We start from the raw sequence: 12,478 nt of genomic DNA, 5'->3' as shown, positions 1-12,478 counted from the left end.
CGCACCGGAGTCGGCGAGGCTGAGCGCCTGGTCGGCGAGGTACAGGGCGTCGCCGAGCGCGCCTTCGGCGAGAGCGCGCTCACTGGCGGCACGGTACGCGGCGGCCGGATCCTGCTCGCCGGCCAGCACTCCGGTGAGCTCGCGGGCGCGCGCCGTCTCGGAGCGGTCCAGATAGGCCAGCAGCATCACCCGCGCGGCTTCGGCCAGATCGACGCCGCTGGAGATGCCCAGCTCGGCGAGCCGGCGGAGCGCGCGTTCGCCGAGCGCGACGGCCTGACCGAGGTCGCCGACGGCGTGGTAGCAGCGGGTCAGCGCGATGACCGAGGGCAGCCAGCTCGTGCGCCCGGAGTCGCGTTCGGCCAGCTCACGCAGCTCTTCGAACGCGGCGATGGCCTCGCCCGTCCGGCCGAGGCGTTCCAGCGCGGCGGCACGGCCCCAGCGGGCGCGCAGCGTCAGCTCGGGATTGTCGTCGGCGGCGATGACCTCTTCGAAACCGTCGAGGGCCTGCTGGGCCTGGCCGGCGAGGAGCGCGAGCTCGCAGTGGCGCGCCCGGACCTCGACATGGGCGCGCTGCTCGGGCTCGATGCCCTCGGAAAGGTATTCGGGCGTGCAGCCGAGCCGTTCCGCGAGCAGCTTGAGGACGGTCGGGGTGGGGGTGCGTTTGCCCGACTCGATCAAAGAAATGTAGCTGTCGGAGAGGTCATGGCCGGCGAGCTGAGCCTGCGACATGCGCCGCGTCAGCCTGAGGTCACGTACTCGTTCTCCGACACTGCCTGGACCCGGCATGACAACTCTCTTAGCGGAAGGTTTACAGGCGGCGGACTGCCGAATCGCAAGACTAACCAACAGAGCACCGCAATTGCTGCGCCGTATCACACCTGTGACATTGAGGGTCAGGAAGGTTGTGAGGGCTAAAACGTAAGCGGCCCGTACCCCTGGGGTACGAGCCGCTTGACGAAATGGTTATAGCTCCGGCGCTTCGCCGGGCGCCGCGCGCTCCGCGAGCTGCCGGTGGAGTTCGCCCGCCTGCCGGTGCCATTCGCCCGATTCCGCGACGAGCTGCTCGAGCTGAGCCTGGACGCCCTCCAGTTTCAGCCGCCGGTCCGACAGGTCGTGCACCGTGCCGGTGGTGATCGCCGCGGCCAGCTCCGTCCGCATGTTGGGGATGGAGTCGATCATCTCCCGCAGCTTCTCCTCCAGCGGCTTCGGCTTGCCGCCCGGGAAGATCATCTGACAGACCTCGGCGTACAGCTGGTCCGGGTAGGGCAGATGGTCGACCGTGCGCAGCGCCTGGTCCTGACCGGCCGACTCGGCGATGAACTTGCCGTAGCCCAGCAGCCGCCCGATCGGCGACCGCTCGTACGACATGTCGGTGACCTTGGCGAGCGGCATCATCGCCACGTCCCTGGTCAGCAGCCCGCCCGTCAGCAGCATCCGCTGATTGGTGATCACGAAGTACGCGACCGACCACTCGGCGACCTGCCAGACGAACCAGGCCAGCAGCAGCAGCCACGCCCACCAGATCCAGCTCACGACGGTTCCGGCGTCGCCGCCGGCCATCGTGTTGCTGAGCACTCCGGCGAGGATCAGGCCGCCGAGCACGAACAGCACCGGCGTCAGCAGCACCGCGGGATGCTTGCGCACCACGATGACCTGCTGCTCCTGCGGCAGCAGGAACCGGTTGATGGACGCGGGCGCCGAATCGCCCGGGGTCACCAACCTCATGACGCCAGGCTGTTCACGAACGTCGCGAGCGAGTCGGCTGCGCTGCCGAGCCCGCCCGCTGCGTTGTTCACCACGTCAGCAGCGGCGTCCGGCTGCTTGAGAACGTAGAAAGCCACGAAGGCACCGGCCAACCAGCCGATGTGCTTCTTCTTCAACGCGACCGCCTCCCGAAGGACCCAGACCTGGATCCACAGTAGCGGTCCTACCCCGCGAAAACCCCTAGCGCACCGGGGGTTTCGCGCTCACCCCTCAGGTACCGATGCGGGGCTGGCGCTCCGCCGCGACGATCGCCAGCACCCGCAGATGCCGGCGGGCGATCTTCTCGACCAGTTCGGGCTCGCTGGAGCCGATGACGTCCTCGGCCCCGTGCAGGGCCGCCGTGACGCACCGGTCGACGGTCGTCGCCGGATGGATCGCCGCGAACTCCTTGCGGAGCCGCTCCGTCACCTCTTCGTAGGCCTGCGGGTCGTGAACCATGTGCGCGCCCTTACCTTGCTCGCACGATCCCGGCAGGTCCCCCGAGCGGGCCAGGACGGCGAGAGGAGCGATCACGCTCCGTGAGGGGTTCCTACCCTGAGGTGCCGGACGCTGAACCTGGAGGAATGCGAAGCGTCACACAACCCCGTACAACCGGTCACCGGCGTCACCGAGCCCGGGGATGATGTAGCCGTTCTCGTTCAGCTTCTCGTCGATCGCGGCCGTGACGATCCGGACCTTCCGCTCGGGTCCGAACGCCGCCTCGACGGTCGCGAGGCCCTCGGGCGCGGCGAGCAGCACGACGGCCGTCACGTCGTCGGCGCCCCGGTCGAACAGCAGGTTGATGGCCGCGACGAGAGTGCCGCCGGTCGCCAGCATCGGGTCGAGGACGTAGCACTGGCGTCCGGCCAGGTCGTCGGGGATGCGGGTGGCGTAGGTCTGCGCCTCGAGGGAGTCCTCGTTGCGGACCATGCCGAGGAAGCCGACCTCGGCCGTCGGGATCAGCCGGGTCATGCCGTCGAGCATCCCCAGGCCGGCCCGGAGGATCGGGACCACGAGCGGCGCGGGCTTCGAGAGCTGGACGCCCTCGGCGGGCTGGAGCGGGGTCCGGACGGTCGCGGGCGCCACCCGGACGTCGCGCGTGGCCTCGTAGGCGAGCAGGGTCACCAGCTCGTCGGCGAGCCGGCGGAAGGTCGGCGAATCGGTCTCGACGTCACGCAGAGTGGTCAGCTTGTGGGCGACCAGCGGGTGGTCGACGGCCAGGATCTCCATGCAGATCACGCTACCGCCTCGCATGGCGTGCCTCAGGTGGGGAAGGAGTCCCCTATGGACGCCGAATCCCCCGATGAACGGGAATGGACCCCCGAAGAGATCCGTGAGCGGCTCCACCGGCGGGCCGCTTTCCTCCGCGAGCTGGCGGAGGCGAAGGCTCTGCGCCGTCGCGTCGCCCCGCGGAAGGCGCGCCGTGCACAGATCCACGCCACCCTCCGTTCCAGGACGTTCCGTACGGAGTAGGGTCCTGTACTGAATGTCGTGGGCAAACTTCGGCTCCGCCGTACGGCCGCGCCCGGCATCTGGGAATATTCCGGTGGCACTGGGACTGCGCGGTTGGGTGAGGGATGACGGACAACGACGAGGCGACCGACTTCGCTGTGGTGGTGTTCCGTGAGGAGTCCCGCTGGGAAGCGGAGCCGCTGCCACTGCGGCTGACGGAGGATCTCGACGGGCTGATCCAGGCCCTGCGGCAGATCCCCGGCCTGGGCGGCACCATCGGCCTGGTGGCGGTGGGTGACGACTTCTTCGTCGCGCTGCGGGTTCTCGGCGAGGACGTGATGGTGTTCCTGTCGGACGTCACGGCCTCCGTGGAGTGGCCGCTGGCCCGCCAGGTGCTGGAGTATCTGGACATCGACGTCCCGGACGATGACGACGACCTCGACCAGGTCCTCCCCGTCGGCGATATGTCGATCTTCTCGGATCTGGGTCTGGACGAGATGGAGCTCGGCGCGATCTCCGGTGATCTCGAGGCGTTCCCGGACGAGATGCTCATCTCCATCGGCGAGAAGCTGGGTTTCGCGGTTCCTTTGGAGAGGGCCCTCGACAGCCTGGCCTAACAGCAGGTCACAATAGGTCTGTGCCGTATTTCGCCGCTGTCTTCGCCCGGACCGACGAGGGCTGGGTCGCCACGGATGCCGACCTCGCCGAGAGTGAGATCTCCGAGGATGTGACCGATCTCATGCGTGAGGTCGCGTTGGAGGCGTCGGGGGATCCCGTCCTGCTGCTCGTCGAGATGAACGACGCCTGGTTCGGTGTCGTTCGGCTCGACGGCGAGGAGGATCCCCGCGCGTTCGTGTCCGACGCCACCGCCGCGCAGACCAGCGGGCTCGGTGAGCTGCTGTTCGAGCTGGCCGCCGACGAGACCGAGGCCAAGGCCGACGGTGATCCGGCCGGTGATCCGACCCTCCTGGACGATCTGGGAGTCGGCTCGGAGAGGCTGCTGGAGCTGGGTGAGCGCGCCGTCCCGACGGACGCCCTGGCCGAGCTGGCCGTCGGGGTCGGTTTCGATGAGGAGCTCGACTCGCTCCGTGTCTGAGCCCTTCTCCTTCCCGGCCGCCGAAGGCTGGATGCGCGAGGCCCTCGCCTGCGCGGCCGCCGCCGGCGCCGACGTGCCGATCGGCGCGGTCGTCGTCGGCCCCGACGGCCGGATCATCGCCGGGGCGCACAACGAGCGGGAACTGACCGGCGACCCGACCGCCCACGCCGAGGTGCTGGCGCTGCGCCGTGCCGCCGAGGCCGTCGGCTCCTGGCGGCTGACGGGCTGCACCCTGGTCGTGACGCTCGAACCGTGCACGATGTGCGCCGGCGCGGCCGTCCTGGCCCGGGTGGACCGCCTGGTCTACGGGGCCGTCGATCTGAAGGGCGGGGCCGTCGGGTCGCTCTGGGACGTGGTCAGGGACCGCCGTCTCAACCACCGGCCCGAGGTCGTCACCGGGGTTCTGGCCGAGGAATGTGCCGCGCCGCTCCGCCGATTCTTCTCTGGCCGCAGATTCGGGTAGGCTGCTCCGCGGTGGTGTCGCCTAGTGGCCGAGGGCGCGCGCCTCGAAAGCGCGTGATGGGGCAACTCATCCGAGGGTTCAAATCCCTCCACCACCGCCAGAGCCAGAGACCGTCTCCGCAGTCCGGAGGCGGTCTTTCGCCTTTCCAGGGCACGGGAACTGCAAGGTTTCCCGTGAAACGTCAGAGTTCCAGGACCCGTGCGTGCAGGACGGTCCGCTGGTGGAGGGCGGAGCGCAGCGCCCGGTGCAGGCCGTCCTCGAGGTAGAGGCTGCCCTGCCACTGGACGACGTGCGGGAAGAGATCGCCGTAGAACGTGGAGTCCTTGGCGAGGAGCGAGTGCAGATCGAGTTCGCGTTTGGTGGTGACGAGCTGGTCCAGCCGGATCTGGCGCGGTGGAATCTGCGCCCAGTCCCGCGGTGCGAGCCCGTGCTCGGGATAGGGGCGTCCGTCGCCCACGGCCTTGAAGATCACGTCTACGAGTTTATGGCCGATTTCCCGAGCTCGGTATCCGTGCCCACGCCTAGAGCGACCCGGAGAAGGTCGTGCACCGGCTCGGATCACCGTAGTCGTAACCGATGTTGACCCACTTGGTCCGTTGCCGGGACGTCCCGTGGGTGAACGCGTCCGGCTGGACGTAGCCCTGGCTGCGCTGCTGGATCCGGTCGTCGCCGACGGCTTCCGCCGCGCTCAGCGCCTCTTCCAGATCCTGGCTGGTCACCTGGGTGAGATAGCCGGTCTGGACGGCGTTGCGCATCCAGGCGCCCGCGTAGCAGTCGGCCTGGAGTTCGAGCCGGACGGCGGGGCTGCTCGCGCCCGTCGTGCCCTGTTTCACCTTGTTCATGGTGCCGAGCAGGTTCTGGACGTGGTGCCCGTACTCGTGGCCGATCACGTACGCCTGCGCGAACGGGCCGCCCTTCGCCCCATACTTGGTCTGGAGCTCCCGGAAGAAGCTGAGGTCCAGGTAGACCTTCTGGTCGGCGGGGCAGTAGAACGGGCCGACCTGCGCGGTGGCGTAGCCGCAGGCCGTCTGGGTGGCACCGGTGAAGAGCTGGGTCTTGGCGTTGCGGTACGTCAGATCGCTGTTGGTGAAGGTCTTGGTCCAGTAGCTCTGGATGCTGTTGACGACGCCGACGATCCGGCACTGCTCGTTCTGGTCGGCGTCCGCGCCCGTCCGGCAGGAGGCCTGGAGGTCGGTGCTCTGGTCGACCTGCCGGTTTCCCGACGGGCTGACGGTCTGCTGCTGCTCGAACGGGTTGAACCCGAGGAACAGGGTCGCCAGCAGGCCGAGCACACCGACCAGGCCGCCGCCGACCGCGACGTTCCGGCCCCGGTGCCCGCCTCCGACCTCCACCTGAGAGGTGTCCAGGCGCGCGTTGTCGTTGAAGTCCACGGAAGGTCCCCCGACTGCCTCGTGATCCTTCCGGGCCCGTACCCGGGCATTTCCGCAGGTAAGACAGGATCCGGGAAAAGAAGTCAGGGCTTTGACGTGATATTGGTGGGTTCATGCTGACCGTCAACGCCTACGCCGCCCCGTCCGCCACCGAGCCGCTCGCACCCACCACGATCGAGCGGCGCGACCTCGGCCCGCACGACATCCTCATCGAGATCAAGTACGCGGGGATCTGCCACTCCGACATCCACACCGTCCGCGGCGACTGGGGGCCGCAGCGCTACCCGCTCGCGCCGGGACACGAGATCGCCGGGATCGTCACCGAGGTCGGCGCGCAGGTCAGCAGGCACACGGTCGGCGACCGCGTCGGCGTCGGCTGCATGGTCGGCTCCTGCCGCGAGTGCACGAGCTGCCTCGCGGGCGAAGAGCAGTACTGCCTGAACGGCGCGACCATGACCTACGGGGCCGTCGACACTGACGGGACCGTCACCCAGGGCGGCTACACCACCCACATCGTGGTCGCCGAGGACTTCGCGGTGAAGATCCCCGACGCGCTCGGCCTGGACGTCGCCGCACCACTGCTCTGCGCCGGGATCACCACCTACTCGCCGCTGCGCCACTGGGGCGCGGGCCCCGGGAAGAAGGTCGCGGTGGTCGGCCTCGGCGGGCTCGGGCACATGGCCGTCAAGATCGCTCATGCGATGGGCGCCGAGGTGACCGTGCTGTCCCAGTCGCTGAAGAAGCAGGAGGATGGGCTGCGGCTCGGCGCGCAGCACTACTACGCGACCAGCGACCGCGCCACGTTCAAGCAGCTCAAGGGCGCCTTCGACCTGATCATCAACACGGTCAGCGCGCCGCTCGACCTGAACCGCTACCTGTCGCTGCTGGCCCTGGACGGCACGATGGTCAACGTCGGCGCGCCCGGCGAGCCGCTGTCGGTCAACGTCTTCGCGCTGCTGACCAACCGGCGCTCCATGGCCGGATCGAACATCGGCGGGATCGCCCAGACCCAGGAGATGCTCGACTTCTGCGCCGCCCACGGGCTCGGCGCCGACATCGAGGTCATCTCCGCCGACCAGATCAACGAGGCCTACGAGCGGGTCCTGGCCTCCGACGTCCGGTACCGGTTCGTCATCGACATCGCCTCCCTGGCCTGAGCTCAGCCGGCCTGGCCGGCGGCCCGGCCGTTGACGTGGGCGCGCTCCGGCGGCGTCAGCGGGTTCTGCGGGAACGAGTTGAACGGGGTCGCCGAGAAGCCCTGCCAGTGGATCTCCATCGGCGACTGGTCCTCGTCCCGCGGGACGTGGTGGAACGACACCGACACCCAGGACACGACGTCGCTGAGCGGCTGCCGGTCGGCCGTGAACTCCGAGGTCGTGTCGGTGGGGCAGCCCGCCATGAGGTTGTCGGTGGCGAACCGCTCACACGGGTTGTACTGGGAGAACGCGATGTCGTAGCCGGCGCCCGCATGGTGGTGGGTGCGGGCGGCCGGACGCTTGGGGTCGTAGGTCGAGGTCTCCCCGTTGTCGATCGCGTAGGAGACGCGGTGGCCGTCGGGGTTGAGGACGGGGCTCACCACGCGCCAGAACCGGCGCGGGGTGAGGCGGCGGGTGGCCTCGCGGGCGATCGGGGTCCAGGCGCCGGTCAGGACGGGGGCCTTCGGGCCCTCCTTCCCGGTGAACTTCGCGTTGTACTCCTCGACCGACTGGCTGGGGCCCAGCTCCCAGCGGATCCGCCACACCGCGTTGTGGCTGTGGCTGACCGCGCCGTCCGACTTGCCGTGCCCGACCGGGCTCCCCCATTTCGGGTCGTCGGAGAAGTCCTTCGGGGACAGATCACCGGTCGCGCCGAGCCGCGGGGTGATCGTCCCGTCGTCGGCGAACCCGTAGACCGTCAGGTACTCATACCACCCGACGACCGACAGGGTGCTGAGCTGGAAGGTCTCCCCCCGCGACTCGGCGATGCCGCCGCCGTAGCCGCTGCGCCGCCCCAGACCGGTGTCGAGCGCCTCGGAGCAGAGGACCTCGCGGGTCTCCGCGCCGCCGACGGCGCCCGTCCCGAAATCGGGGATGGTCGCGCTGATCCGCTGCCCCGAGCAGCTCGTGGGAGTGAGCGTGATCATGCTGCGGCCGCCGAAGCCCGCCTCGGTGATGTCGCGGGTGGTCTCCTTGCCGGTGTCGTAGGGGACCTCGAGCTGGGCGATCGTCATCTCCTTGGCGACCGGGAGCTCGGCGCGTCCCGGAGCCTGGAAGCCGATCCGGCTGAGGACCAGCCCGGAGTGCGGGTCGATCCGCCAGCACATCCGCCACTCCCCGCCCGAGGCGAACCGGTGGCCGATCGGCGTCTCACCCTCCGCGCAGGCCGGTCCCGACGGTGCGGGGGCCGCCTTCGCGACCGGTTCCGGCTCCGCCGACGGCTGCCACACCGTCCTGCCGATGACCACGCCGAACACGGCGACCGCCGGGATGACGAAAGCCGTCATGCCTTTCACCGGGCACGCTCCTCTGGCTCGCTACGACCCACCACTACGACCCACCACGACCAATGACGACGGGGGTGTACCACGGCATCGTGGTACACCCCCGTCGTCGCGGTGGTGGAGATTACTTACAGTTGGGGATGGTGACGTCGCCCGCGGAGCGGCCGAAGTCGAGGCGCGCCGCGTTGGTCGCCTTCAGCAGACCGATCGACAGGGCCGAGGTCTTCTGCGAGTTCACCTGCTTGGTGTTGTCCGGCAGGGTGCAGGACTTGCTCTCCTGGTGGTTGACCTGGACCGACACGACCTGGGTCGCGATGTCGAACACCGGCTGGAGCATGTTGACGACCGTCGAGGTGAAACCGAACTTGATCTTGTTGATCAGCAGGTCGAAGATGCCGTTGCCGGCGTCCGCGATGATCAGGTCGTAGGCGGGCTTGACCACGCCCTTGAGCAGCGGGCTGGCGCTGTTCAGCGTGTTGACCAGCGCGATGCCGAGCGGCTTGGCCAGACCCGTGGACTTGTCGACGGGCTTCGGCGCGGTGCCGGTGATGGCCTGCTGCGGGGTGAAGGTCCAGCTCACGTCCAGGTTGCCGCCGAGGACCGGACCGGCCCAACGGAGCGTGATCTTGATCGAGTCCATGGCGCCCTCGATCGCGCCGACCGCGATGTTGGTGGCGTCCTGCATGACGTCGTGGACGGTCTGCGCGATCAGCGGGTAGTCCTTGGAGCTGAGGAGCTCCTTGTTCGGCGGCTGGTTGTTCAGGCCGCCGGACGCGAGCTGCTCCAGGTCGACCACGACCGAACCGGTCGACAGGTCGATCGTGACCAGCTTGTTCTTCGAGGTCAGCGGCTTCGCGAGCAGCGCCTTGAAGATCTTGTCCCGGGTGTTCGACTCGACCGTCAGGGTCGGCTTCGGCAGGCCCAGGCTGCCCAGCAGGGTCTGGACCGGCGCGAGGTTGGCGTTCTGGTTGACGATCTTCTCGATCTGCCGGTCGACGCCGCCGAGCGCGTTGTAGAGCTGGCTCGCGGCGTCCTTGACGACCTTCGAGCCGATGCGCAGCTTGACCTGCCCGACCTTGTACTCGGTGGGCTGGAGCTTGCCGTTCACGAACTTGGTCCGCGACGAGAACGCGCCCAGGTTCAGGGTCAGGTCGTCAACGAGACCCTGCTGGACGGCGCCGCTGGTCAGCTTGAGCAGGTTGATCGTGATCGGGTCGGCGGGGTTGCCACCGTCACCGAGCGCGCCCGCGGCGGCGTCGGTGTCGGTCGCCTTGGACGCCGTCGAGGTGCTGCTGATCACCGAGATCTGGTTGCCCAGGTTCACGATGTCGCTGATCGGGACGTTCTGGCCGCCGATCGGGACGGTGCCGCCCAGCGTCGTGATCTTGCCGGTGTTGGGGCCCGGGTTGCCCGGGTACTCGGCCTTGCTGCCACCCCATTCGAGCTGCGGGGTGCCTGACGTGGACAGTGAGAGCGGAGCGGCGGACGCCGTGCTCGTCCCCGTGCTCGGCGTCGTCCCCGGCCCCGTGGGCTCCGGCGGGCAGGCGGCGAAGGCGCTGCTGCCGGTGAGCGCGGCGCAGACGGCCACGGCGGACAGGACGGTGGCCCGTCTGCGCAGCGTCGACGACTTCCAGAACTCGGACATGTTCCTCCTTGAGCGTGCAATCCGGCCGCCCCCGCGGCCACTGCGACCGGAGTCCTCACGCCTTCACCGACCCGCGCGGTAAGCATGAGATCTCCGTGCGTGATCACGCTCCCGACGAACCCCCCTCCCGTCAACCGCCGACAAGCCCTCCAACCACCCCTTTGCCAGATCCATCCCCACTCCAGCCCAGAACTTCGCCCCCTAGACGTTTCCCCACCCCGAAAGCCCGAGCGCCCGGGATGTGCCGCGTCAAGGGCGGAGGAGGCCGTTGCGGAGGAGGGAGGCCATGGAGTCGTCCCAGCGGTGGAGTTGGGTGGGGGTGGTGAGGGGGGAGGGGAGGTGGCGGTCGAGTTGGGTGCGGAGGATGACGGTGCCGAGGACGAGGATGAGGGGGTGCAGTTTCGCCCAGGTGAGGTCGAGGTCGGGCTGGAGCCGGTCCTGCTCGGCGAGCTGGTCCCACTGCGCTGAGCTGAGGGCGACGAGGCCGTCGAAGATCACGGAGGCGACGGCGTCGCCGTCGACCATGACGCGGGCCACGTAGGCGACCACGTCGGGGTGCTCGGTCATGATCGAGGTGACGCGGTGGCCGAGGTCGGCGAGCGAGTCCTGCGGCGGCGCGGGCAGCGGTGTGGACGCGACAGTCTCGCCGATGATCCGCAGGACATGGTCTTCGACGGCGGAGACCAGGCGGGCCTTGGTGCCGAAATGGTGCTGCACCAGCCCGATGGACACCCCCGCGGCCTCGGCCACCGCGCGCAGCGAGGTGCCGGCGACGCCGTCGGCGGCGAAACAGCGCAGGGCGGCGTCGCGGATCCGGTCCACCGTCGAAGGTTCGGCGGAGTCGTCCCGGTGCGGGAACAGCGATCGAGGGTTCACCCGAACCACAGTAGACAGTACGGCCATACCGTGTCACGGTACGAGCATATTGTTCGGGTGTCTCGGGCGGAACGGTGGTGCAAAGTGGTGGAACGGTCTGGGCGGCCTCTCGCGTGGTGGCCGAAGGACGTCGACAGGGATCTGCGATGGTCCGCGGTGGTCCTGGCGGTCTGTGTCGGTGTGCACGGTGTCGACCACATGTTCCTTCGCGGCATGGACGCCTCGCCGCTGCCCGTCATCATCGGCGGCAATGTGCAGGCCCTGGGCGTCCTCATTGCGATGATCATGGCTCTGGGGCATCGGCGGCGGGAGGCGGAGGCCGTGGCCGTCGCCGGGTTCGGCAGCGCGGCGCTGTTCCTGTACGCCCATGTCATGCCGACGGTGTGGCACGACTTCAGCGACAGCTTCGTCTCGGCGCCGCACACGCACGTGAGCTGGTACTCCTGGGTGACGGCGGTCGCGGAGATCGGGGCCGGTCTGGTCGCCGGTGTGGCGGGCGTGCGCGCCTCCCGCGAACGGCGGTCGCGATGACGTCCGCGACGGCCCGCGCCGTCGTCAGGGTCGAGCGGATCGTCGCCGCCGCGCCCGGGGAGCTGTACGGGCTGGTCAGCGAGGTGTCCCGGCTGGGGCGGTGGAGTCCGGAGACGATCTCGTGCCGGTGGCTGCCTCCGGCGGCGGGCCCGGCCGTGGGCGCCCGATTCCGGGGCGTCAACGAGCGGGGGCGGCGTCGCTGGTCGACCACGTGCACGGTCATCGCGGCCGAGCCGGATCGGTGCTTCGGGTTCGACGCCGTCCTCGCCCGCCGACCGGTTTCGCGGTGGATGTACGCGTTCGAGCCCCACGCGTCGGGCTGCCGGGTCGTCGAGACGTGGACCGATCTCCGTCCGACCTGGCTGCTGTCCTTGTCGTGGGTGGTCTCGGGCGTCGGAGACCGCACCGTCCACAACCGCGCGACGATGGAGGCCACCCTGGCGGCCCTCGCCCTCGCCACCGAACATCCCCTGCGGAGCCGTCCATGACCAAGGCCCCTGGCCTGGGACGCCTCTTTTCTAAACCGTTGGTGACAGCTATGGTTCATAAATCGGTCGGAGCGGGTTCGACCGCGTGTTCTGTGAGGTCGCCATGGTCGGGACGGACATGGAGCGGGGGCCGGGAACGGCGCTGACCGCGGCGGTCGCCGCCGCGCTGATCGCCGGAACGGCGTTGGGCAGCGCCGGCGGCAACGTCATGCCCGAACTGCTGTCCGGGTTCGGGCGGCGGTTCGCCCTCTCCGGCACCGCGTCCGGCGCGGTCCCCGCCGCGCAGCTCCTGGCCACGGCGGCAGCGGCGCTGC

At 69.3% G+C, this 12,478-nt stretch carries 17 protein-coding genes, 1 tRNA gene and 1 pseudogene; 9 read left to right on the top strand and 10 right to left on the bottom strand.

Annotated features, from left to right (window positions below; all coding sequences use genetic code 11):
* From ACYVE7_RS18375 to upp, 5 genes and pseudogenes are all read right to left on the bottom strand, one after another.
* Positions 1-786 (bottom strand): helix-turn-helix domain-containing protein (locus ACYVE7_RS18375; protein WP_460366030.1); only part of this gene is annotated, 786 nt, incomplete at its 3' end.
* Between the two features lie 432 nt (positions 787-1,218).
* Positions 1,219-1,725, bottom strand: a pseudogene (locus ACYVE7_RS18370) (PH domain-containing protein); the annotation flags it as partial.
* Complete coding sequence (locus tag ACYVE7_RS18365; protein WP_460366028.1) at positions 1,722-1,880, bottom strand: hypothetical protein; 159 nt, start codon at positions 1,878-1,880, stop codon at positions 1,722-1,724. The gene ACYVE7_RS18365 and the pseudogene ACYVE7_RS18370, both read right to left, overlap by 4 nt.
* 94 nt (positions 1,881-1,974) lie before the next feature.
* The gene (locus ACYVE7_RS18360) at positions 1,975-2,277 is read right to left on the bottom strand and encodes a three-helix bundle dimerization domain-containing protein (protein WP_460366026.1); all 303 of its coding nucleotides are present in this window, start codon (positions 2,275-2,277) and stop codon (positions 1,975-1,977) included.
* A gap of 60 nt (positions 2,278-2,337) precedes the next feature.
* On the bottom strand, positions 2,338-2,973 hold the full coding sequence (upp, locus tag ACYVE7_RS18355) for a uracil phosphoribosyltransferase (RefSeq protein WP_460366034.1): 636 nt from the start codon (positions 2,971-2,973) through the stop codon (positions 2,338-2,340).
* Between the two features lie 54 nt (positions 2,974-3,027).
* Between upp and ACYVE7_RS18350 the strand changes: the two genes are divergently transcribed.
* From ACYVE7_RS18350 to ACYVE7_RS18330, 5 genes are all read left to right on the top strand, one after another.
* Positions 3,028-3,216 carry a hypothetical protein gene (locus ACYVE7_RS18350; RefSeq protein ID WP_460366024.1) on the top strand — a complete coding sequence of 63 codons (189 nt, stop codon included), beginning with the start codon at positions 3,028-3,030 and terminating at the stop codon, positions 3,214-3,216.
* A 104-nt stretch (positions 3,217-3,320) separates the two neighbouring features.
* The gene (locus ACYVE7_RS18345) at positions 3,321-3,812 is read left to right on the top strand and encodes a tRNA adenosine deaminase-associated protein (protein ID WP_460366022.1); all 492 of its coding nucleotides are present in this window, start codon (positions 3,321-3,323) and stop codon (positions 3,810-3,812) included.
* 20 nt (positions 3,813-3,832) lie between these two features.
* On the top strand, positions 3,833-4,291 hold the full coding sequence (locus ACYVE7_RS18340) for a tRNA adenosine deaminase-associated protein (protein ID WP_460366020.1): 459 nt from the start codon (positions 3,833-3,835) through the stop codon (positions 4,289-4,291).
* 31 nt (positions 4,292-4,322) lie between these two features.
* A complete protein-coding gene (gene tadA / locus ACYVE7_RS18335) occupies positions 4,323-4,754 on the top strand; it encodes a tRNA adenosine(34) deaminase TadA (protein ID WP_460366032.1) in 432 nt (143 codons plus the stop codon).
* Between the two features lie 10 nt (positions 4,755-4,764).
* Positions 4,765-4,854 (top strand) — tRNA-Ser (locus ACYVE7_RS18330).
* A gap of 81 nt (positions 4,855-4,935) precedes the next feature.
* Here the strand turns inward: ACYVE7_RS18330 and ACYVE7_RS18325 are convergent.
* Complete coding sequence (locus ACYVE7_RS18325; protein WP_460366018.1) at positions 4,936-5,226, bottom strand: type II toxin-antitoxin system VapB family antitoxin; 291 nt, start codon at positions 5,224-5,226, stop codon at positions 4,936-4,938.
* A gap of 49 nt (positions 5,227-5,275) precedes the next feature.
* Positions 5,276-6,145, bottom strand: a complete 870-nt coding sequence (ypfJ, locus tag ACYVE7_RS18320) for a KPN_02809 family neutral zinc metallopeptidase (RefSeq protein WP_460366016.1) — start codon at positions 6,143-6,145, stop codon at positions 5,276-5,278.
* 113 nt (positions 6,146-6,258) lie between these two features.
* Here ypfJ and ACYVE7_RS18315 point away from each other — a divergent pair, with 113 nt between their 5' ends.
* Positions 6,259-7,302 carry an NAD(P)-dependent alcohol dehydrogenase gene (locus tag ACYVE7_RS18315; protein WP_460366014.1) on the top strand — a complete coding sequence of 348 codons (1,044 nt, stop codon included), beginning with the start codon at positions 6,259-6,261 and terminating at the stop codon, positions 7,300-7,302.
* Between the two features lie 2 nt (positions 7,303-7,304).
* Here ACYVE7_RS18315 and ACYVE7_RS18310 read toward each other — a convergent pair whose 3' ends face one another.
* The 3 genes from ACYVE7_RS18310 to ACYVE7_RS18300 all read right to left on the bottom strand — a co-directional run bounded on the left by ACYVE7_RS18310 (position 7,305) and on the right by ACYVE7_RS18300 (position 11,145).
* Entirely contained in the window at positions 7,305-8,627 is a 1,323-nt protein-coding gene (locus ACYVE7_RS18310) for a copper amine oxidase (protein WP_460366012.1), read from the bottom strand.
* A gap of 121 nt (positions 8,628-8,748) precedes the next feature.
* Positions 8,749-10,269: a choice-of-anchor G family protein gene (locus tag ACYVE7_RS18305; RefSeq protein ID WP_460366010.1), complete on the bottom strand. Its 1,521-nt coding sequence runs from the start codon at positions 10,267-10,269 to the stop codon at positions 8,749-8,751.
* Positions 10,270-10,518: 249 nt separating this feature from the next.
* Complete coding sequence (locus ACYVE7_RS18300; RefSeq protein WP_460366008.1) at positions 10,519-11,145, bottom strand: TetR/AcrR family transcriptional regulator; 627 nt, start codon at positions 11,143-11,145, stop codon at positions 10,519-10,521.
* Positions 11,146-11,229: 84 nt separating this feature from the next.
* Here ACYVE7_RS18300 and ACYVE7_RS18295 point away from each other — a divergent pair, with 84 nt between their 5' ends.
* The 3 genes from ACYVE7_RS18295 to ACYVE7_RS18285 all read left to right on the top strand — a co-directional run.
* A complete protein-coding gene (locus ACYVE7_RS18295) occupies positions 11,230-11,676 on the top strand; it encodes a hypothetical protein (protein WP_460366006.1) in 447 nt (148 codons plus the stop codon).
* Positions 11,673-12,164 carry an SRPBCC family protein gene (locus ACYVE7_RS18290; RefSeq protein ID WP_460366004.1) on the top strand — a complete coding sequence of 164 codons (492 nt, stop codon included), beginning with the start codon at positions 11,673-11,675 and terminating at the stop codon, positions 12,162-12,164. The genes ACYVE7_RS18295 and ACYVE7_RS18290 overlap by 4 nt, the downstream gene beginning before the upstream one ends.
* An 85-nt stretch (positions 12,165-12,249) precedes the next feature.
* Positions 12,250-12,478 (top strand): hypothetical protein (locus tag ACYVE7_RS18285; protein WP_460366002.1); only part of this gene is annotated, 229 nt, incomplete at its 3' end.

The organism is Actinocorallia lasiicapitis, from assembly GCF_054778695.1.
The sequence above is the reverse complement of the archived record's forward strand: the minus strand, read 5'-3'. Positions and strand labels throughout refer to the sequence as shown.

Excerpts from the sequence above, each read along its gene's own strand:
- upp (WP_460366034.1), bottom strand. The coding sequence starts at position 2,973 with ATGGAGATCCTGGCCGTCGACCACCCGCTGGTCGCCCACAAGCTGACC.
- ACYVE7_RS18350 (WP_460366024.1), top strand. The coding sequence starts at position 3,028 with ATGGACGCCGAATCCCCCGATGAACGGGAATGGACCCCCGAAGAGATC.
- ACYVE7_RS18345 (WP_460366022.1), top strand. The coding sequence starts at position 3,321 with ATGACGGACAACGACGAGGCGACCGACTTCGCTGTGGTGGTGTTCCGT.
- tadA (WP_460366032.1), top strand. The coding sequence starts at position 4,323 with ATGCGCGAGGCCCTCGCCTGCGCGGCCGCCGCCGGCGCCGACGTGCCG.
- ACYVE7_RS18315 (WP_460366014.1), top strand. The coding sequence starts at position 6,259 with ATGCTGACCGTCAACGCCTACGCCGCCCCGTCCGCCACCGAGCCGCTC.
- ACYVE7_RS18310 (WP_460366012.1), bottom strand. The coding sequence starts at position 8,627 with ATGACGGCTTTCGTCATCCCGGCGGTCGCCGTGTTCGGCGTGGTCATC.
- ACYVE7_RS18305 (WP_460366010.1), bottom strand. The coding sequence starts at position 10,269 with ATGTCCGAGTTCTGGAAGTCGTCGACGCTGCGCAGACGGGCCACCGTC.
- ACYVE7_RS18290 (WP_460366004.1), top strand. The coding sequence starts at position 11,673 with ATGACGTCCGCGACGGCCCGCGCCGTCGTCAGGGTCGAGCGGATCGTC.